This window comes from Caulobacter sp. GW821-FHT09B08, assembly GCF_059418225.1.
Map to the genome: position 1 here is coordinate 199,060 of NZ_JBWKPL010000009.1, position 19,025 is coordinate 218,084.

The following is a 19,025-nucleotide window of genomic DNA, read 5'->3' on the forward strand; positions in this document are numbered from 1 at the left end:
GCGGCCGATCCGATCGCCAGGAGAGCGACCGCCATCCAGGATAGGAATCTCTTCAGACGCATGGTTGGCCTTGTGCGAAGAGCGGGTTCCAAGCTCGGATCGCCGGACCGAACTAGCCGAGGTTGATCGACGGCGAAGTCTTGGCCTGGGCCAGCGCCTTGAGATAGGCGGCGTCCGAGAGCGGGTTGCCCGGTCTCTTGAGCTCATACCGTCCGTCGAGCTTTCGAGCATCCAGCTCACGCGTCGGGAAGGCGGCGCGATTGATGCCGCCGCCAAGCGTCAGGACGACGTCGCGCCAGAATTCCGGTTGCGAGAAATAGAAGCCGTGGGTTTGGCCCGGGTCCCATTCCGCGCTCTCCGGATAGCGGTCGTCGAACAGGGCGGTCATGTCGACTTCGCACATCATCAGGGAGGCGTCGTCCGGCAGTCCCGTGCGGCCCAGCCGCGGCGCCAGCTCCAGCCGCTTGGCGCTGGACACCGTCAAGGCCTTGTCGAACCGGTTCCAGTAGCTGGTGAGCCGGGCCGCATGGCTCTCGAACGACTTGGCTGTCACATGGGTCTGGGAAAAGACGGTGCGGTCCACATCCGCCGCCACGAAGAGGATCTGGGCGACACGCCAGTCTGGCGGCACGTCCTGATAGGCCCAGGTGAAGGCCTGCTGGACGACGAACGCGCCCATGGAGTGGGCCAGGACGTGGACGTTGATCGAACAGTCCGGTCGTTGGGCGGCCTGCAGCACGGCGATACCGGAGGCCACTAGGGCGCTCGCGGCGGCGCGCGCGCTGAACCTGTCGTTCACATAGGCGAAAACCAGATCACGGGAGGGCCAGACGAAGCTGACAACCTTCCCCGTCCACCTGGCTCGGGCCAAGCCGTCGACGCACTGCAAATGCCACCTCTTGGCGTCCTCCTCGCTGGTATTGAAGCCGTGGACCAGGACGAGAATGTCGCCCTGGCGCGTGGTCGCGCCCGAGCTGTTGGTCACCGGCTCGAAGCTGTCCACCAGATGCTTCACCCAGGTGGTTTGGCCGACGATCTGTTCTCCGCCGCGGGGGCCGAAGGTCACGTATTCGACAGGCGCCACCCCGTTCACCGGATCGGCGCGTGGCACGCGGATCATGAATTCAGTCATGCCTTTGCGCGGTCCGGTCCAGACCGCCCCCTTTCTGAAGGCGACGCCTCGCGCGACGGAAGCGCATTCACGTCGCCGCGAACGCGCCAAGGTTGCGTAAATGGCGACAAGGCACTTTTTGCTTGCGAAGCTAGACCGTCAAGATGAATTCTCTTCCGACTGACCGAGCGATCTCCTGTGCCGATGGGGTGGGCCATGATCATCGACAAACCCGCCGACCTTGCCGCGCGCTATGATCGCCGCGCCTTCGATAAGGGCGGCTTGAGTTGCGATCTCTTCGTGTCGCGCGAAGGCGTAGAGCCGATCCTGCTGCTGCACGAACTCCCGGCGATCACGCCCGAGGTCGCACATCTGGGCGACGTGTTGCTGGACGCGGGCTACAAGGTCTACATGCCCTCGCTGCTGGGAAGGCCGGGGGCCGTCCCCACCGAGGCCGACCAACGGAAAAGTCTGCTCCAGGCGTGCATCCGCTCGGAGATAAACGCCCTTGTTCCTGGTGAATTCACACGAGGCGCGGTGTCGGGCCTGCGCCTCATGGCGGAGGAGGCTCGACAGGAGACGGGAGGACGCCCTGTCGGCGTGTTGGGTCTGTGCCTCACGGGAGGCTTCGCCATCGCCACCGCCACCAGCGACTCGGTCGCCGGCGCGGTGGCGTCGGAGCCTTCGGTTCCCGTAGCGCCCGGCTTTCGCGGACTGATCGATCTGGGCCGTTCGGATCGGGAGACGATCAGGCGCCGAACGGGGAGCGGCGAGTTGCGGACGATGCTGCTCCGCTTTCAGCAAGACGCCATCTCACCCTGCAAGCGACTGCGGCGTTACGGCGAGGTCATCCCCGAGGGCCTGGCGTCCCGATGCCTGCCGCCCGAAGCCGCCGATCCGAACTACCGCGGTGATATCCGGCAACACACCGTGCTGACCAACGAGTTGGTCGAGGGGCCAAACTCCTTGACCATGGCCGTGCGTGACGAGGTCGTGGGGTTCTTCGCATGGCGCCTGCGGGGCGCCGCGCCGCCCCCCGCGCCGAACGGCATACCCGACTGTCTTCTCACCGGATGCGCCCGCAAACTCGCGGACGGCCCGTCGCCTCCCTCCCCCTAGATTCCCTTCTCCAGCACCACGAACGACAGCTCCCGCTGGGGTTTCCCGAAGCGATCCCCCACCGGGAACGGCTTGGTCTCCCCCGTCAGCACATAGCCGCGCCGTTGGTACCAGGCGATCAGGGTGTCGCGCAGGTGGACCACGGTCATGCGGATGCGCTTGGCGCCGAGGCTCGCGGCATGGGTCTCGCCATGGGCCAGCAGGGTGCGGCCCAGTTGGCGGTCCTGGAGGTCGGGGCGGACGGTCAGCATGCCCAGGTACCAGGCGTCGGGATGTTCGCCGTCCGGCTCCAGCCAGACGCAGCCCAGCAGCGGGCCGTCTGCCTCGTCGCGCAGGGTGAGGATCACCGCGTCGGGGCTGTCGGCGAGGTCCTGCTTCAGGCTTTCCAGGTCGATGCGCTGGCCGTCGATATAGCCGGCCTCGGTGGTCCAGCCGGCCTGGGCGCCCTGGCCGCGATAGGCCGAGTTGACGAGGTCGACGATGGCGGGGAATTCGGCGGGGAGGGCTTGGGCGAAGATCATGGCCGCAGACTTAGTGGCGGCCGCGGCCTTCGCCAAGGCTCAGCTGCTGGGCGGCGGAGGTTCGTTTGGCCGCCGTCCGCGCGCCCGGTCCCAGTATCGGCCCGAGACCCGCTTCACCGTGCCGGCCTCGCGCTGGATGAACTCCCAGGGATGGAAGGCCAGCCCAACCGTGTCGGCCATGGCCGCGCCGCGCTGGCCCATGGGCTTTTCGGGGCCGGTGGTGGAGTCGATGGCGGTCTGGTGCTCGATCTCGGCGTTCAGCTCGGCCCCGACCAGTACGGTCATGATCGAGAACCACATCCAGACCATGAAGGCGATCACCGCCCCCAGCGGGCCGTAGGTGGCGTCGTAGTGGGCGAAGGTGTTGACGTAGAGCGAAAAGCCCAGCGAGCCGATCAGCCAGGCCGCCGCCCCGAACACCGAGCCCCAGATCACCCAGCGCCAGCGGGGCCGGGCGCGGCAGGGGGCGAAGCGGTAGAGCATGGCGAAGGCCAGGGCCGTCACGGCCAGCACCGTCAGCCAGCGCAGTGGAATCCAGATCACCGCCGCCGCCGAAAGGCCGATCCGCTCGAACATTACCGGCGCGGCGATCAGCACGCTGGCCAGCACCACGGCGTAGAGCAGGGCGCAGAAGGTGAAGCCGTAGGTCCAGACCGTCTTGGTGACGAAATTGCGCTTCTCGTCCTCGTCATAGGCGATGTTCAGCCCGTCGAAGAGCGCCTTCATGCTGGCGTTGGCGCTCCAGATCGACAGCAAGAGGCTGACCACGAAGGCGACGCCCAGCTTGGCGCCGCCCTGGCTGGCCAGGCGCAGCATCTGCTCGCCGACGATGTTGACGACGCTGGCGGGGAAGACGGTCGACATGTCCTGCAGCTGCTTCTCCACCGCCCCGACGTCGGCGAACAGGCCGTACAGCGACACGAAGGCGCCGATGGCCGGGAAGATGGCCAGCAGGGTGTAGAAGGTCACGCCCCCGGCCACGGCGGGCAGGCGGTCGACGCTGATCTCGCGGAAGGTGCGCCACAGGATGTCGCGCCAGCCCAGCAGGGGGATGGCGTGCGGATGGCGGGCGGCCCGGCCGCGCATGGGCTCGGCCTGGTCGAAGTCGTGCGGCGGCATGGCCCGGTCTTCGGAAAGGCCGGGCGGATGGTCGATGGGCGTCTCGTTCGGCGGATGGCTCGGTCCGCGCCGGGGCAGGGCGAAGGGGACCAGGGCCAGCAAAGCGATCCAGGGCGTCAGGTGATAGGGCCGCGAGGCGATCCACGACCGGAACGGGCGTCGCGGAACGGTTTCGGTCATGGGTTCGGCCCTCCGCTGGTGGGAACACCCCCGGCGCGGCTCCGTTCCCGCTTGGACCCTTCGGCTGGCGCGGTCTTGGCGGTTGCCAGGGGGCGAGTCGTCGCCGACCTTGCGGGCATGAAAGCGCACGTCGTCAGTCTCTACCGCCATCCCGTGAAGGGGTTCACGCCCGAGCGCCTGGCCGGCGCGGCGCTGACGGCCGGCCAGTGCTTTCCGTGCGACCGGCTCTATGCGGTCGAGGATGGTCCCAGCGGATTCGATCCCGAGGCCCCCGCCCATATCTCGAAGATGAAGTTCACGGTCCTGGCCAAGATCCCGGCCGTGGCCAGGGCGCGCACCGCCTATGACGAGGCCACCGGCGTGTTCACGGCCAAGGCCGAGGGATTGGCCGACTTCGCCGGCGACCTGCGGGGCGAGGCGGGCCGGCGCGGCCTGGAGGCCTGGCTGACCACCCTGCTGGACGGCGAGATCAAGGGCCCGCTGCGCGTGGTCGAGGGGCCGGGCGACTACCGCTTCATGGACAGCCGCAGCGGCTATGTCTCGGTGGTGAACCTGGCCAGCGTGCGCGACCTGGAGGCCAAGCTGGGGCGTCCGGTCGATCCGCTGCGCTTCCGCGCCAACCTCTATGTCGAGGGCTGGCCGGCCTGGGCCGAGAACGACTGGACGGGCCGGACGATGCGGGTGGGCGAGGCGAAGGCCGAGGTGCTCAAGCCGATCGTCCGCTGCGCCGCCACCCATGTGGACCCCACGACCGCCGAGCGCGACATCGAGATGGTCAAGGCCCTGTTCGACCACTACGGCCACATGTTCTGCGGCGTCTACCTGAAGGTGGAAGAGGGCGGGGCGGTGGTCGAGGGGGACGTGGTGGAGGTGGTCTAGTCGCCGCCGAAGCGCTGGGTCGCGTCTTCACTTTGATGCATGACGCGGTCGATCTCGATGTGCCCCGCCTCCAGCCGATAGAAGATCACGTGCGATCCAACCGGGCGTTTGCGATAGCCCTCGTCGACACCGTTGAGGACGGGGCTGATAGCCGGGCGTTCAGCGATGAGCGCGAACGCCGCGCGGATGTCGCGCAGATAGGCGGCGGCGCGCCTGCCGCCCCATCGATCACGGGAATAGCGCCAGATGTCGTCGAGGTCGCGCCGGGCTTCCCCCGAAAGCCGTATGCGCTTCACTCGGCGACGCCCTCGTCTCGAAGCTTGTCTTCGATGAAGGCGTCGAAGTCGAAGTCATCTATGAAGCCGCTTGCCCGTCCCTTGGCGAGTTCGGCGCGCAGTCTTTCCAGTTTGGCTTCCTGCTCTTCCAGCAGGCGTAGCCCCGCCCGCACGACCTCGCTGGCCGAGCCGTAGCGACCGTCGCTGATCTGGCCTTCGATGAAGGTCTGGAAGTGGTCGCCGAGGCTTACCGAGGTATTCTTGCCCATGGGATCCTCCGATCCAAAGGTACCAAAAATTGGTATCGATCTCAATATCGCCCTCGCGGCCATCACGCGCTATGGGAGCGCCCCATGACCCTCACCCTCGTCAAAGCCTGGAACACCGCCAAGGATCGTCTGAAGACCGCTGGGATCGACCAGCCGGCCATCGACGCCCGTTTGCTGCTGGAGGTGGCCGCCGACGTCACCCGCACCGACATTATCACCGACCCCTACCGGGTGCTGACCCAGGCCCAGCTGGACACGCTGGAAGACTTCCTGAACCGCCGCGTCGCCCGCGAGCCGGTCAGCCACATCATCGGCCGCAAGGGGTTCTGGAAGATCCTGCTGCAGGTCAACAAGGACGTCCTGACGCCCCGTCCCGAGACCGAGGTCATCGTCGACGAGGTGCTCAAGGCCTTCCCCGAGGCCATGCATTTCAACATGCTGGACCTGGGCGTGGGCTCGGGCACGATCCTGCTGGCGGTGCTGGCCGAGCGTCCGGCCGCCAAGGGCCTGGGTATCGACGTTTCCGAGGAGGCCCTGGCCGTGGCGCGCGAGAACGCCGCCAATCTGGACCTGGCCGGCCGGGTGGCCCTGCTGCGCGGCGACTGGACCACCGGCCTGGGCGACGAGAGCTTCGACCTGGTGGTCTCCAACCCGCCCTACATCGCCACCGAGGTGATCGAGACCCTCGAGCCGGAGGTCCGCGACCACGAGCCGCGCCTGGCCCTGGACGGCGGCGCCGACGGCCTGGACGCCTATCGCGTCCTGGCCGGCGAGATCCTGCGGGTGCTCAAGCCCGGGGCGATGTTCGCCGTCGAGATCGGCTACGACCAGTCGGCGGCCGTGGAGGCCCTGTTCAAGGACGCCGGCGCCCAGAACGTGAAGACCATCAAGGATCTCTCCACCCACGACCGCGTTGTCACGGGCACGAAGTAGCGGCCGCGACGGCGGGGTGAAAAATCCCTTGGAAACCCCGGCGTGAGGCGGTAGACGAATAACGTCTCCTTCCAAAACGCCGGGTGACGGGAAAAGCGAGCGTCCTGGACGATCGTAAGACTCCCCCGGCAGGCGCGACCGGCCAGGCGGCCGAACGCCGCGCCCGAACCGGGCGGAGACTCTACGGAAACCAGTGTCTCAAGAACTTCGAAGGCAGAACCGCAAGGTTCCACTCCGCTCAAGAGACCAAAACGCCGGATAGCGACAGCGAGCGCGGCCGGACAGGTTCAAAGAGAAGATGAGAGATTTCAAGGGCATGAAGCGCCAGCGCGGCCGCAACAATCGCGGCGGAGCGGGTAACGGCGGCAAGCCTCAGCAGCACAACGCCAACCGGGCCTTCGATTCGAACGGCCCCGAGGGCGTGAAGGTGCGCGGCGCGGCCCAAAGCGTCTACGAGAAGTACCAGCAGCTGGCCCGCGACGCGACGTCGTCCGGCGACCGGGTTCTGGCCGAAAACTACCTGCAGCACGCCGAGCACTATTTCCGCGTCCTGCGCGCCATCCAGCCGAATCGTCCGGTCAGCGACATCATCGGCAAGGACGCCTATTCGGCCTACGAGATCGACTTCGAGGCCGAGCCCGAAGAACAGCCCGAGGCCGTCGAAGCCACCCCGTCGGAGGCTCCGGCCGAGGGCGAGGGCGGTGAAGGCCAGGGAGAAGGCCGCCGCGACCGCTTCGAGAGCCGCGACCGCCAGCGCGACGACCGGCCCCGCGAGGACCGCCAGCGCGACCAGAACCGCGATGGGCAAAACCGTGACGGCCAGAACCGCGACCGCTTCGAAGGCGGCCAAGGCCAGAGCCGCCGCGACCGCTGGCGCGACCGTGACGACCGCCAGCGCGACGACCGTCCCCGTGATGACCGCCCGCGTGAAGATCGGCCTCGTGAAGATCGGCCTCGTGACGAGCGCCCCCGCGAGGATCGGCCTCGCGAAGAACGTCCGCGTGAGGAGCGTCCCCGCGAGGAACGTTTCCGCGAAGACCGCCCGGCCGTCGCCGCCGAGGGTAACGATTCCCATGGGCGCGAAGCTGGCGAAGGCCGCCGCGAGCGTCCGCGCCGCGACCGGGCCCCGCGCGACCGCGATCCGATGGCGGTGATCGAGCCCCAGGCCACGCCGCTGACCGCCGAGGCCCCGGCCTCGCCGCTGCTGCGCAGCCAGGACGGCGACGTCAGCCACGCCCCGGCCTTCCTGGGCCGCAAGGCGCCGCGCACCGAGGAGGCCGCCCCGGCCGCTCCCGTCGCGCCCCCAAGCGCCTCGTCGGCGGAAGAGGGCGAGGCGCCGGCCAAGCCCAAGCGCCGTCGCGCCCCCCGCAGCTTCGAGGCTCCGGAGTCGGAAGGCGCGTAAGCGTCTCCACCTTTCGAGATCTCCCGACGACATCGGCCCGGACGCGTCACCCGCGTCCGGGCCGATATTGTATTCACGATGCCACGGGCCTGGCCCATTGCCTTGGCCCGCCAACCCCGCCTAGCGTGCTCCCAACGATAAAAGGGAGACGATATGCGCGGCGTGGCCAGGACCATTCTCATGACGGCGGCGACCGCGTCCGCCCTGGCCCTGGCGAGCACGGCCCACGCTCTGCCCGTCTTCAAGACCGCCGATCCCAGCCAAGCCGCCTTCCGCGCGCTCTACAAGGAACTGGTCGAGATCAACACCACGGCCTCGGTCGGCAGCTGCACCGCCGCCGCGCAGGCCATGGGCGCGCGGCTTAAGGCGGCGGGCCTTCCCGAGAGCGATGTGCGGGTGCTGTATCCGCCCGAGCATCCCCGGTTCGGCGCCCTGGTCGCCACCCTGCGCGGGTCCGATCCCAAGGCCGGCGCCATCCTGCTGATGGCCCATATCGACGTGGTCGAGGCCAAGCGCGAGGACTGGGCGCGCGACCCGTTCAAGCTGGTCGAGGAGGACGGCTACTTCTACGCGCGCGGGGCCAGCGACGACAAAGCCATGGCCGCGATCTTCACCGACAGCCTGGTGCGCTACAAGGCCGAGGGCTTCAGGCCCAAGCGCGACATCAAGCTGGCCCTGACCTGCGGCGAGGAGGGCGGCGATCCCTTCAACAGCGTGCCGTGGCTGCTGAAGACCCATCCCGAAGCCCTGAAGGCCGACTTCGCCCTGAACGAGGGCGACGACAGCCGGCTGGACGCGCTGGGGCGGCCCAAGCTGCTGTCCATCCAGGTGGGCGAGAAGGTCTATATGGATTACGCCCTGGAGGTGACCAATCCGGGCGGCCACTCCTCGCGGCCGGTGAAGGACAACGCGATCTATCACCTGGCCAACGGCCTGGCGCGGCTGGGGGCCTATGACTTCCCCATCGCCTTGAACGACGCCACCAAGGCTTATTACGACCTGAGCGCCAAGGTCGAGCCGGACGCCGAGGTCGCCGCCGCCATGCGGGCCATCGTCAAGGACCCGACCGACGCGGCGGCCGCCGCCGTGCTGTCGCGCGATCCGGCCCGCAACAGCATGATGCGCACCACGTGCGTCGCCACCATGGTCCAGGCCGGCCATGCGCCCAACGCCCTGCCGCAGCGCGCCAAGGCCAACGTCAATTGCCGCATCCTGCCGGGAAACGATCCCAAGGCCATCCGCGACCAGCTGGAGAAGATCGTCGCCGATCCGGCCATCAAGGTCAGCCTGTCCGCCGAGCCCGGCCCGGTCAGCCCGCCGCCGCCCCTGACGCCCGCGATCATGGGGCCGGCCACCAAGGTCGCCGGCAAGATCTGGCCGGGCGTGCCGTTCATCCCCGCCATGCTGACCGGCGCCACCGACGGGGCCTTCACCAACGCCGCCGGCATCCCGACCTACGGCCTCTCGGGCTTGATGGCCGGCCCCGACGGCGACAACATCCATGGCCTGAACGAACGCATCCAGGTCCAGGCGCTGATGAACGGCCGCCGGTTCCTGTACGAGGTGGTCAAGCTGTACGCGGATGGGAAGTAGTTTCAGCCTGTCATCCCGGACGTAGCCCGGCGAGGCCGGGCGAAGATCCGGGACCGACGCCTGAACTCGGAGCTCCAGGTCGGTCCCGGATCGGCGCGCTACGCGCTTGTCCGGGATGACAAGTTTTAGTGAGCGCTCTAGACCTGCTCAACCTCGTCGGAACTTCACCATGCGCCCCATCCTGCCCCTCGCCGTCGCCGCCCTGGCGCTATCGGCCTGCGCCTACAATCCCGAGCTCGGCCGCCAGCAGATCGCCATCGTCGACGACGCCAGCCTGACCAAGGCCGGCGAGCAGGCCTGGAACCAGGCCCTCCAGCAGAGCAAGGTCAGCCCCGACAAGGCCGCCAACGCAAGGGTGCGGGCGGTGGGCCAGCGGGTGGTGAGCGCCGCCGGCCTGGGCGATCGCCCGTGGGACTATGCGGTGTTCGAGGACACCGCCCCCAACGCCTTCGTCCTGCCGGGCGGCCATGTGGGCGTGACCACGGGCCTCTTAAAGATCGTCGACAACGACGACCAGCTGGCCGCCGTGATCGGCCACGAGACCGGCCACGTGGTGGCCCGCCACGCCGCCGAGCGCCAGTCGCAGAACCTGACCTCCAGCCTGGTGCTGGGCGTGCTGGGAGCGGCGGCCGGGGGCGACACGGCGCGGGCGATCTCCAGCTATGGCAAGACGGGGGCCAAGTTCGGCTTCCTGCTGCCCTTCTCGCGCAAGCAGGAGCTGGAGGCCGACCGCCTGGGCGTCGACTATATGCAGCGGGCCGGCTACCGCCCACGCGAGGCGGTGATCCTGTGGCAGCACATGCAGGCCGAGGGCGGTTCGAGCTCGCCGGAGTTCGCCTCGACCCACCCCTCGGACGCCACCCGGATCGTGGCCCTGCAAAACTATGTCGCCCAACGGGGGTGGTGAGCCGGTTTCCTCCTCACCCGCATAGCGGGGGAGGTGGCGCGATGCGGATACGCATCGTGACGGAGGGGGCGTCGTGCGGTGGTTGGACGCCCCCTCCGTCTCGTCGCCCAAATTCTTTTGCTTGTAGGGCGCCGATCCACCTCCCCCGTTTCACGGGTGAGGAGAAGTTCCTGCCAGACCCTTGTGTGGCTGATCGGCCACACCTAAATCCCGGTCCTGGGTTGTTTGTGCTCATTGGAGGCAGACGGCTCAAATCCGCCCATGGAGGGGATACCGTATGAAGATCGATCTCTATTCCGACCGCGCCAAGTCCGCGGTCCAGTCGGCGCAGAGCCTGGCTCTCGCCAAGGGGCACCAGCAACTGGGACCCGAACATCTGCTGAAGGTGCTTCTCGAGGAGAAGGACGGGCTTAGCCGCGCCCTGATCCAGAGCGCCGGCGGCCGGCCCGAGGCGGCCGACGCGGCGACCGACGCCCTGCTGGCCAAGACCCCGCGCGTCGACGGCGCCGGCGGCCAGCTCTACATGAAGCCCGACACCGCCCGCGTGTTCGCCGCGGCCGAGGACGGCGCCAAGAAGGCCGGCGACGCCTTCGTCACCACCGAACGCCTGCTGATCGCCATCGCCAAGGAAGGCGGCGACGCGGCCAGGATCCTGAAGGACGCCGGGGCCACCGCCCAGGGGCTGGAGACCGCCGCCGCCGCCGTCCGCAAGGGCCGCACGGCCGACAGCGCCTCGTCCGAGGACGGCTACGACGCGCTCAAGCGCTACGCCCGCGACCTGACGGCCGCCGCCCGCGACGGCAAGATCGACCCGGTGATCGGCCGCGACGAGGAGATCCGTCGCACGATCCAGGTCCTGTCGCGCCGCACCAAGAACAACCCCGTCCTGATCGGCGAGCCCGGGGTCGGCAAGACCGCCATCGTCGAAGGCCTGGCCCAGCGCATCGTCAACGGCGACGTGCCGGAAAGCCTGAAGGACAAGAAGCTGCTGTCGCTGGACATGGGCAGCCTGATCGCCGGCGCGAAGTATCGCGGCGAGTTCGAGGAGCGGCTGAAGGCCGTCCTGGGCGAGGTCACGGCCGCCGAGGGCTCGATCATCCTGTTCATCGACGAGATGCACACCCTGGTCGGGGCCGGCAAGTCCGACGGCGCCATGGACGCCTCCAACCTGCTCAAGCCCGCCCTGGCGCGCGGCGAACTGCACTGCGTGGGCGCCACCACGCTGGACGAGTACCGCAAGCACGTCGAGAAGGACGCCGCCCTGGCTCGCCGCTTCCAGCCGGTGTTCGTGCAGGAGCCGACGGTGGAGGACACCGTCTCCATCCTGCGCGGCCTGAAGGAGAAGTACGAGGTGCACCACGGCGTGCGGATCAGCGACTCCGCCATCGTCGCCGCCGCCACGCTCAGCAACCGCTACATCGCCGACCGCTTCCTGCCCGACAAGGCCATCGACCTGGTCGACGAGGCCGCCAGCCGGGTGCGGATGGCCATCGACAGCAAGCCCGAAGAGCTGGACGAGATCGACCGCCGCCTGGTGCAGCTGAAGATCGAGCGCGAGGCCCTGTCCAAGGAAACCGACGCCGCCTCGCGGCAGCGCCTCGAGAACCTCGAAGTCGAGGTGGACGACCTGCAGTTCCGCTCCGACGAGATGACCGCCCGCTGGAAGGCCGAGAAGGACAAGGTCGGCGGCGCCGCCCAGGCCCGCGAGGCCCTGGACCGTCTGCGCGCCGACCTGGCCGCCGCCCAGCGCGCCGGCGACTTTGCCCGCGCCGGCCAGTTGCAGTACGGCGAGATCCCGGCCCTGGAGAAGCGCCTGGCCGACGCCGAGGCGGGCGAGACCGGCCACGGCGCCCAGAAGGCCCTGACGCCGGAAGTCGTCGACGCCGAGCAGATCGCCGCCGTGGTCAGCCGCTGGACCGGGGTGCCGGTCGAGAAGATGCTGGAAGGCGAGCGCGAGAAGCTGCTGAAGATGGAGGACGCCCTGCGCGGCCGCGTCGTCGGCCAGGACGAGGCGCTGACCGCCGTGTCGGACGCCGTGCGCCGCGCGCGGGCCGGCCTGCACGATCCGTCCAAGCCGATCGGCAGCTTCCTGTTCCTGGGCCCGACGGGCGTGGGCAAGACCGAGCTGACCAAGGCCCTGGCCGAGTTCATGTTCGCCGACGAGCATGCGATCACCCGCATGGACATGTCGGAATACATGGAAAAGCACTCGGTCAGCCGCCTGATCGGCGCGCCTCCCGGCTATGTCGGCTACGACGAGGGCGGGGCGCTGACGGAAGCGGTGCGCCGGCGTCCGTACCAGGTGGTGCTGTTCGACGAGATCGAGAAGGCCCACCCGGACGTCTTCAACGTGCTGCTCCAGGTGCTGGACGACGGTCGCCTGACCGACGGCCAAGGCCGGACGGTCGATTTCAGGAACACCCTGATCATCATGACCTCGAACCTGGGCGCCGAATATCTGGCCAACCAGGAGGACGGGGCCGATGTGGAAGAGGTGCGGCCCCTGGTGATGAACACGGTGCGCGGCCACTTCCGCCCCGAGTTCCTCAACCGGATCGACGAGATCATCCTGTTCAAGCGCCTGTCGCGCGCGAACATGGGCGACATCGTCCGCATCCAGTTGCAGCGGGTCGAGAAGCTGATGGCCGATCGCCGCATGACCCTGGCGCTGGACGCCGAGGCCCTGCGCTGGCTGGCCGACAAGGGCTACGACCCGGTCTATGGCGCGCGCCCGCTCAAGCGCGTGATCCAGAAGGAGCTGGTCGACCCCATCGCCCGCAAGCTGCTGGCGGGCGAGCTGGAGGACGGCGGCGTCATCTCGGTCGGCGCCGGTTCGGAAGGGCTGGAGATCGACAAGGCGACCTTGCAGTAACGGCCTCCAGACGGAGGACTCAGAGGCGGGCGCGTCCTTCGGGGCGCGCCCGTTTTTGTGTCTGGTCTCCACCCGAAAATGGGTTCAGAGTGGCCTTATCCACCTCACATATCGCAAATATTTATCGGGAACCTTTGAGCGGGTTCCGCGTACGCGCGCGTTACTTAAGAGCGGCGTAGAGATGTTCGAAAGCATGGCCAAGTCTGTCTAGAACAGGCCCACAATTCGCCTCTTTCGAATGTCGGTTTTCGACTGACGAAGCGCCGCTGGTGGACTGTGAAACGGTCCCGCTTGGTGCTCGACGTTGAAAACAAGAGGAAGGGTGTCCCGATGATCGGTGCTAAATACAAGATGGTGATGGTGAGCGCTCTGGTGGTCGGCGGTCTGTCGATGAGCGCCTGCGCGACCAAGGGTTACGTCAACGACCAGGTCGGCGCGGTCAATACGCGGGTCGATGGAACCGACAGCAAGCTGGCCGAGGTCGACGCCACCAGCCAGGAGGCGCTGAAGCGCGCGACCGCCGCCGGCAAGCTGGCCGAGGGCAAGTTCCTGTACTCGGTGGTGCTGAGCGACGACTCCGTGAAGTTCCCGCTGAACCGCCACGAACTGTCGCCCGAGGCCGAGCAGCGCCTGGCCGACTTCGCCTCCAAGCTGAAGGGCGACAACAAGAACGTCTATCTGGAGATCCAGGGCTTCACCGACGCCTCGGGTGATCCGAAGTACAACGAGAGCCTGGGCGGCGAACGGGCCGAGACGGTGCGCAAGTTCCTCAGCCTGCAGGGCGTGCCGCTGAACCGGATGGCGACCATCTCGTACGGCGAGGACAACCCGGTGGCCCCGAACGACACCCCCGACGGCCGCGCCCAGAACCGCCGCGTGGTGATCCAGGTCCTGGCTTAGGAATCTGACGTAGGGACTTGGCGAAATCCGAAACCCGGATTTCTGCCGATTGTAGTCCGCGACCGAACAGCGAAGGTTGGCGGCGATGCCGCCAACCTTCGACTTCGATCCGCTGAAGGACGCCGCGAACCAGGCCAAGCACGGCCTGTCGCTGGCGAGGATTCGCGACGCCATCTGGCCGCCCGAACTCGTGGCGGAGGACGCCCGCCGCGACTACGCCGAGAAAAGATGGTATGCTTACGTTCTATTGGATGGCCGCATCCACGTGGTGATCTTCACCCTTCGTGGCGCGATTGTCCGCGTGATCAGCCTGCGAAAGGCCAACCGACGAGAGGTTCGGCGCTACAATGACCGACTATCCTAACGTCGACGACTATCCCGATGTCGACATTGATGACCAGGATAGCCCCGAACTTACCGATCTCGACGTGGCGCGTATGACGCCGGGCGTCGAGCTGTTCCCCGATGCCGGCGCGCGATCGGGTTCATTTCAAGTCTATGCCGATCGAACAGGCGCCTGGCGGTGGCGTCTGAGCGCCGCGAATGGTCAGGTTCTCGCGACGTCCAACGAAGGCTACGCCTCGCGGCAGCAGGCGTTGAGCGTCGTCGAGACGGTGAAGCGGGTTGCGGGTGGCTCGGCCGTAAAGGCCTAAGCCGGCTGCGCCGCCGCCTGGGCCGCGGCGATCAGGGCGTCGTCGATCTCGGCGGCGCGCCTGGCCGCCGGGCGGGCGCTGATCCCGGTCCAGTAGGCCTCGAAGGCCGGGCGCTTCTCGATCGAGCCGAACATCATGCCCCAGCCGATCTGCGAGCCCACATAGACGTCTGCCGCCGAGAAGCGGTCGCCGACGATGTATTCCCGGCCGCTGACGGCGCTCTCCAGCGCGTTCAGCACGTCGTCCAGGCACCCGTAGCCGGCCATGGCCTTGCGGTCGGGCGGGACCTCGACGCCCAGCGACTTGTTGGTCACCGCCGCCTCGACCGGGCCGCAGGCGAAGGCCAGCCAGCGGTAATAGGGTCCGCGCTCAGGCGAGGTGACCGCCGGGGCCAGGCCCGCCTCGGGGAAGGCGTCGGCCAGATAGGCGCAGATCGCCGCGCCCTCGGTGACGGTCACGCCGCGATGGGTGATGGCCGGCACCTTGCCCATCGGATTGATCGCCAGATATTCGGGCGCCTTCATCGAGGCGGCGTAGTCCAGCGTCACGGTGCGATAGGGCGCGCCGACCTCTTCCAGCATCCAGCGGACGATCCGGCCGCGCGACATGGGGTTGGTGTAGAAGACCAGTTCGTCGCTCATGGCGCGCTCCTCCCTGAAGGCGGCGCGATCCTAGCGCCCCTGGCCGGGGGCGCAATCTCGGCAATCGATGTTACGCGACGTGCTGTCAGGCCGAGACGGCGAACGCCCGGGCCGGCGGCTGGGTCATGGCGGCGTTGATGGCGTCGATCAGGCCGGTGGCGGTCATCGGCTTGGACACCGCCCCGTCGAAGATGTCGCCCGGGCCGCCGGGGCGGGCGTCGGCCGAGAAGGCGATGATCGGGGTGGCGGCGTTGATCCCGCCCTCGCCGCGGATGCGCACGGCCGCCTGGGCGCCGTCCAGGCGCGGCATGCGCAGGTCCATCAGGATGGCGTCGAACGGGTCGGCGGCGGCGGCGTTGACGCCCTCCACGCCGTCGACGGCCTCGGTCACTTCGGCGCCGAAGGCGGTCAGTATGGCGCTGACCAGCTCGCGGTTGGCCGGATTGTCGTCGACCACCAGCACGCGGCAGGCGGCGGGCAGGGCGGCGGCATGGTCGTCGGCGGGCTCGGCCTCGGCGTGGGCGGTGGAGGGGGCGCTGACGTCGAAGCTGAAGCGCGCGCCCTGGCCCAGGGCGCTGGTCACGCCGATCTGGCCGCCCATGGCCTCGACCAGGCCCTTGCAGATCGCCAGGCCCAGGCCGGTGCCGCCGTGCTTGCGGGTGAGCCCCGCGTCCACCTGCGAGAAGCGGCGGAACAGCAGGTCGGCGTCGTCGGGCGCGATGCCGGGGCCGGTGTCGGCCACCGACACGCTCAGGCGCTCGGCGTCGGCGTCGTAGGCGGCGCTGACGGTGATGGCGCCGGCCTCGGTGAACTTCACGGCGTTGCCGATCAGGTTCAGCAGCACCTGGCGCAGGCGCGCGCCGTCGACCAGCAGGTCGGCGGGCAGGCCGGCCAGGCCCTCGGCGCGCAAGGCCACGCCCTTGGCCTCGGTCTCCAGCGAGAACAGGGCCAGGGCCTCGTCGATCAGCTGGGCGGGGTCCAGGGCCTCGGGCTTCAGCTCCAGCTGACCGGCCTCCAGCTTGGAGAAGTCCAGGATGTCGTTGATGGTGGCCAGCAGGGCCTTGCCGCCGCTCAGCACCCGGCCGATGTAGCGCCGGCCGTCGGGCGACAGGTTCGGCTCGTCGCCGACCAGCCGGGCGAAGCCCAGCACCGAGGTCAGGGGCGTGCGCAGCTCGTGGCTCATATTGGCCAGGAACTCGCCCTTCACGGCGGCGGCGGCCTCGGCCTCGTTGCGGGCCTCGCGCAGCTGGCGCTCCATGGCCTTCTGCTCGGTGACGTCGCGGACGATGTCGGTGATGCCGGTGACCTTGCCGGTCAGGGGATCGTGCTGCAGGCCGGGGCGCGACTCCAGCCAGATGATCCGGCCGTCCTTGCAGACCGCGCGGTATTCCACCCGGCTGGGACCGTTTTCCTTGTTGGCGACCAGGTGGGCCAGCTGCTCCACCACGATGGCGCGCACGGCCTCGCGGTCGTCCTCGTGGACGATGAACATGCCCTCGCGGCCGACCAGCTCCTCGGGGGTGAAGCCCACCATCTGGGCGCAACCGGGCGAGGCGTACTGGATGATCCCGCGCATGTTGCTGTGGATGATCATGTCCTGGGCGTTCTCGGCCAACTGGCGGAAGCGCGCCTCGCTGCGGGCCACCGCGGCGTTGGCCTCGGTCATGCTCTGCAGCATGTAGCGGCGGTGGCGCTGGATCGAGGCCACCGGCAGGCTGATGAAGATCGCCACGGCCAGGAACAGCTGCAGCACGATGGCCTGGTCTTCCGAGCCGGCGGCCACCAGGGTGATCGGGCCCTTGCCGGCCATGGTGAAGATCACCGCCACGATGGCCACCAGGGTGGCGCTGAGCGCCGCCCCCAGCACCTCCAGCCGCCAGGCGACCAGCAGCATCACCGGCGGGATGATGAACAGCAGCGGGCGGGGTTGCGAGAACACCCCGACAGTCACCGCCAGCAGCAGCAGCAGGCAGATCACGCCATCGACCGACAGCGGCCGCTCGCGCAGGTACTTGCGCATCTGGACCAGGGCCAGCAGGCAGGGGGTGATGGTCATCAGGCCCAGGATGTCGCCCAGCGACCAGACGCCGATATTGGCCAGCAGCCTGCCGCCGCGCATCCAGGTGTGGACCGAGGCGGCCAGCACGCCGGTGGCGATCGGAGCGGCCATGCCACAGATCAGGGCGAAGGCGATCATGTCGCGCGCCCGGCCCAGATCGATCTCCTCGCCGGCCACCCGGCGCATGCCCCAGGCGCAGACGAAGATCTGCAGGATGTTGAAGCCGACCAGCACGAAGTTGACGCCGACCATGTCGCCCACATGGGCGCCGGCGGCCAGGCCCCCCACCAGGCAGCCCAGCAGGATGGCGGGCCACTGGCGGTTGCGGCTGGACAGCAGGCAGGCCACGCCGAAGCCGTTGGACAGCCAGATCGGGGCCACCTGGCCGTAGGCGCGGGGGAATTCGACGCACAGATAGGCCAGCAGGGCGTAGCCGACGGCCGCCAGCAGGCCCAGGCCCGCCGTCTTGAGAATGTCGCCGCCCGACCAGGTCGAGGCGGAGGAACTGGTATCTGTCATCACCCTGCTTTCGCGGGTCGCCCGGCTTTGATCCAAGCTAGAGCGGCTCGTTAACCAGGACTAGAGCGAATCCCTTAAAGAACAGTGGCTTGCGACGCGGCCCATCGTCGCGGCCCTAAGGTTGTGGCACCGCCTTACGTTGCGTAACCCGAGGCGACGACCAGGCGGGCCACCTCGGCGATCACGGCGTTGCGGCCGGCGCTGTCCAGGGTGGAGTCGGTCAGGTAGGCGGTGATCAGCAGCGGCGGGCGACCCGGCGGCCAGATGACGGCGATGTCGTTGGTCGTGCCCTTTTTCTCGTTCCCTCCGCTGCCGGTCTTGTCGCCGACCTTCCATCCGGCGGGCAGGCCGGCCCGCAGGCGTCGGTCGCCCGTCTGGTTCGCGACCAGCCAGGCGACCAGTTGCTTGCGCGAGGCGGGCGACAAGGCCGTTCCCAGCGTCAGGGTCTTCAACGTGGCCAGCATGGCGTTGGGCGAGGTGGTGTTGGTGGCCCAGCCGGCCTTTCCGAAATTGATCCCGGGCTCGTAGTCGTCGACGCTGGTGACCGTGTCGCCCAGGCTCCGGACGAAGGCGGTCAAGGCCGCCGGGCCGCCGAAGGTGTCCAGCAGCAGGTTGGCGGCGGCGTTGTCGCTCAGGGTGATCGTCGCCTCGCACAACTGGCCCACCGTCATGCCGTCGGCGACATGCTTCTGGGTGGCCGGCGAATTGCCCATCAGCACGCCCTTGCCGTACCGGATGCGGCGATCCAGCCGCTCCTGGCCCTGGTCGACCCGGCGCAGGACGAAGCCGGCGATCAGGGTCTTGAAGGTGCTGCACATGATGAAGCGCTCGTCGGCGCGGTGGCCGAAGGTCTTGCCGGTGGCGGTGTCCAGCACGGACACGCCCAGCCGGCCGCCGCTGCGGACCTCCAAGGCGTTAATACCCCGGCTAATGCCGCTGGTCAGGCGTGCGGTGGCGGCGGCCTGGGCCGCGCCGCCGCTCGCGGCGGCGGGAAGGGCGGCGAGGGCGAGCAATGCTTGGCGTCTGTCGATCATCTGGGCCTCCATGACCGGCAAGATGCGGCAGGCATGACC

Annotated in this window: 18 protein-coding genes; 10 read left to right on the forward strand and 8 right to left on the reverse strand. The window is 68.5% G+C overall.

Annotated elements, in window-relative coordinates:
- Window positions 1-112 precede the first annotated feature (112 nt).
- Window positions 113-1,222 (reverse strand): alpha/beta fold hydrolase, encoded by a 1,110-nt coding sequence (locus AC07OA_RS22330; RefSeq protein WP_494666027.1) that lies wholly within the window; start codon window positions 1,220-1,222, stop codon window positions 113-115.
- A 105-nt stretch (window positions 1,223-1,327) separates the two neighbouring features.
- Between AC07OA_RS22330 and AC07OA_RS22335 the strand changes: the two genes are divergently transcribed.
- Entirely contained in the window at window positions 1,328-2,230 is a 903-nt protein-coding gene (locus tag AC07OA_RS22335) for a dienelactone hydrolase family protein (RefSeq protein WP_494666028.1), read from the forward strand.
- Here the strand turns inward: AC07OA_RS22335 and AC07OA_RS22340 are convergent.
- The gene (locus AC07OA_RS22340) at window positions 2,227-2,751 is read right to left on the reverse strand and encodes a GNAT family N-acetyltransferase (RefSeq protein ID WP_494666029.1); all 525 of its coding nucleotides are present in this window, start codon (window positions 2,749-2,751) and stop codon (window positions 2,227-2,229) included. The two genes, AC07OA_RS22335 and AC07OA_RS22340, sit on opposite strands and share 4 nt — an antisense overlap.
- 39 nt (window positions 2,752-2,790) lie before the next feature.
- Window positions 2,791-4,050, reverse strand: coding sequence for a YihY/virulence factor BrkB family protein (locus tag AC07OA_RS22345; protein WP_494666030.1), 1,260 nt, complete (start codon window positions 4,048-4,050; stop codon window positions 2,791-2,793).
- A 117-nt stretch (window positions 4,051-4,167) separates the two neighbouring features.
- On the opposite strand from AC07OA_RS22345, the gene AC07OA_RS22350 reads away from it, so the two are divergent.
- Window positions 4,168-4,929 (forward strand): MOSC domain-containing protein, encoded by a 762-nt coding sequence (locus AC07OA_RS22350; protein ID WP_494666031.1) that lies wholly within the window; start codon window positions 4,168-4,170, stop codon window positions 4,927-4,929.
- On the opposite strand, the gene AC07OA_RS22355 is transcribed toward AC07OA_RS22350, so the two are convergent.
- Complete coding sequence (locus AC07OA_RS22355) at window positions 4,926-5,225, reverse strand: type II toxin-antitoxin system RelE/ParE family toxin (RefSeq protein WP_494666032.1); 300 nt, start codon at window positions 5,223-5,225, stop codon at window positions 4,926-4,928. The genes AC07OA_RS22350 and AC07OA_RS22355 overlap by 4 nt on opposite strands.
- Window positions 5,222-5,473 (reverse strand): type II toxin-antitoxin system ParD family antitoxin, encoded by a 252-nt coding sequence (locus AC07OA_RS22360; protein ID WP_494666033.1) that lies wholly within the window; start codon window positions 5,471-5,473, stop codon window positions 5,222-5,224. Before AC07OA_RS22360 ends, AC07OA_RS22355 begins: the two co-directional genes overlap by 4 nt.
- Window positions 5,474-5,557: 84 nt before the next feature.
- Here AC07OA_RS22360 and prmC point away from each other — a divergent pair, with 84 nt between their 5' ends.
- From prmC to AC07OA_RS22400, 8 genes are all read left to right on the forward strand, one after another.
- Complete coding sequence (gene prmC, locus AC07OA_RS22365) at window positions 5,558-6,406, forward strand: peptide chain release factor N(5)-glutamine methyltransferase (RefSeq protein ID WP_494666034.1); 849 nt, start codon at window positions 5,558-5,560, stop codon at window positions 6,404-6,406.
- Between the two features lie 298 nt (window positions 6,407-6,704).
- Complete coding sequence (locus AC07OA_RS22370; protein ID WP_494666035.1) at window positions 6,705-7,808, forward strand: DUF4167 domain-containing protein; 1,104 nt, start codon at window positions 6,705-6,707, stop codon at window positions 7,806-7,808.
- A 153-nt stretch (window positions 7,809-7,961) separates the two neighbouring features.
- Entirely contained in the window at window positions 7,962-9,401 is a 1,440-nt protein-coding gene (locus AC07OA_RS22375) for a M20/M25/M40 family metallo-hydrolase (RefSeq protein ID WP_494666036.1), read from the forward strand.
- A 169-nt stretch (window positions 9,402-9,570) separates the two neighbouring features.
- Window positions 9,571-10,308, forward strand: coding sequence for a M48 family metallopeptidase (locus tag AC07OA_RS22380; protein ID WP_494666037.1), 738 nt, complete (start codon window positions 9,571-9,573; stop codon window positions 10,306-10,308).
- Window positions 10,309-10,585: 277 nt separating this feature from the next.
- Complete coding sequence (clpB, locus tag AC07OA_RS22385) at window positions 10,586-13,180, forward strand: ATP-dependent chaperone ClpB (protein WP_494666038.1); 2,595 nt, start codon at window positions 10,586-10,588, stop codon at window positions 13,178-13,180.
- 330 nt (window positions 13,181-13,510) lie between these two features.
- A complete protein-coding gene (locus tag AC07OA_RS22390) occupies window positions 13,511-14,080 on the forward strand; it encodes an OmpA family protein (RefSeq protein WP_494666039.1) in 570 nt (189 codons plus the stop codon).
- Window positions 14,081-14,165: 85 nt separating this feature from the next.
- Entirely contained in the window at window positions 14,166-14,444 is a 279-nt protein-coding gene (locus AC07OA_RS22395) for a BrnT family toxin (protein WP_494666054.1), read from the forward strand.
- Complete coding sequence (locus AC07OA_RS22400; protein ID WP_494666040.1) at window positions 14,428-14,733, forward strand: YegP family protein; 306 nt, start codon at window positions 14,428-14,430, stop codon at window positions 14,731-14,733. Before AC07OA_RS22395 ends, AC07OA_RS22400 begins: the two co-directional genes overlap by 17 nt.
- On the opposite strand, the gene AC07OA_RS22405 is transcribed toward AC07OA_RS22400, so the two are convergent.
- The 3 genes from AC07OA_RS22405 to bla form a co-directional block, all read right to left on the reverse strand.
- Complete coding sequence (locus AC07OA_RS22405; protein WP_494666041.1) at window positions 14,730-15,374, reverse strand: glutathione S-transferase family protein; 645 nt, start codon at window positions 15,372-15,374, stop codon at window positions 14,730-14,732. The two genes, AC07OA_RS22400 and AC07OA_RS22405, sit on opposite strands and share 4 nt — an antisense overlap.
- 85 nt (window positions 15,375-15,459) lie before the next feature.
- Window positions 15,460-17,952 (reverse strand): MASE1 domain-containing protein, encoded by a 2,493-nt coding sequence (locus AC07OA_RS22410; protein WP_494666042.1) that lies wholly within the window; start codon window positions 17,950-17,952, stop codon window positions 15,460-15,462.
- 134 nt (window positions 17,953-18,086) lie between these two features.
- Window positions 18,087-18,986, reverse strand: coding sequence for a class A beta-lactamase (gene bla, locus AC07OA_RS22415; protein ID WP_494666043.1), 900 nt, complete (start codon window positions 18,984-18,986; stop codon window positions 18,087-18,089).
- Window positions 18,987-19,025: the final 39 nt, after the last annotated feature.

Excerpts from the sequence above, each read along its gene's own strand:
- AC07OA_RS22335 (WP_494666028.1), top strand. The coding sequence starts at position 1,328 with ATGATCATCGACAAACCCGCCGACCTTGCCGCGCGCTATGATCGCCGC.
- AC07OA_RS22340 (WP_494666029.1), bottom strand. The coding sequence starts at position 2,751 with ATGATCTTCGCCCAAGCCCTCCCCGCCGAATTCCCCGCCATCGTCGAC.
- AC07OA_RS22345 (WP_494666030.1), bottom strand. The coding sequence starts at position 4,050 with ATGACCGAAACCGTTCCGCGACGCCCGTTCCGGTCGTGGATCGCCTCG.
- AC07OA_RS22350 (WP_494666031.1), top strand. The coding sequence starts at position 4,168 with ATGAAAGCGCACGTCGTCAGTCTCTACCGCCATCCCGTGAAGGGGTTC.
- AC07OA_RS22360 (WP_494666033.1), bottom strand. The coding sequence starts at position 5,473 with ATGGGCAAGAATACCTCGGTAAGCCTCGGCGACCACTTCCAGACCTTC.
- prmC (WP_494666034.1), top strand. The coding sequence starts at position 5,558 with ATGACCCTCACCCTCGTCAAAGCCTGGAACACCGCCAAGGATCGTCTG.
- AC07OA_RS22370 (WP_494666035.1), top strand. The coding sequence starts at position 6,705 with ATGAGAGATTTCAAGGGCATGAAGCGCCAGCGCGGCCGCAACAATCGC.
- AC07OA_RS22375 (WP_494666036.1), top strand. The coding sequence starts at position 7,962 with ATGCGCGGCGTGGCCAGGACCATTCTCATGACGGCGGCGACCGCGTCC.
- AC07OA_RS22380 (WP_494666037.1), top strand. The coding sequence starts at position 9,571 with ATGCGCCCCATCCTGCCCCTCGCCGTCGCCGCCCTGGCGCTATCGGCC.
- clpB (WP_494666038.1), top strand. The coding sequence starts at position 10,586 with ATGAAGATCGATCTCTATTCCGACCGCGCCAAGTCCGCGGTCCAGTCG.
- AC07OA_RS22390 (WP_494666039.1), top strand. The coding sequence starts at position 13,511 with ATGATCGGTGCTAAATACAAGATGGTGATGGTGAGCGCTCTGGTGGTC.
- AC07OA_RS22395 (WP_494666054.1), top strand. The coding sequence starts at position 14,166 with ATGCCGCCAACCTTCGACTTCGATCCGCTGAAGGACGCCGCGAACCAG.
- AC07OA_RS22400 (WP_494666040.1), top strand. The coding sequence starts at position 14,428 with ATGACCGACTATCCTAACGTCGACGACTATCCCGATGTCGACATTGAT.
- AC07OA_RS22405 (WP_494666041.1), bottom strand. The coding sequence starts at position 15,374 with ATGAGCGACGAACTGGTCTTCTACACCAACCCCATGTCGCGCGGCCGG.
- AC07OA_RS22410 (WP_494666042.1), bottom strand. The coding sequence starts at position 17,952 with ATGACAGATACCAGTTCCTCCGCCTCGACCTGGTCGGGCGGCGACATT.
- bla (WP_494666043.1), bottom strand. The coding sequence starts at position 18,986 with ATGATCGACAGACGCCAAGCATTGCTCGCCCTCGCCGCCCTTCCCGCC.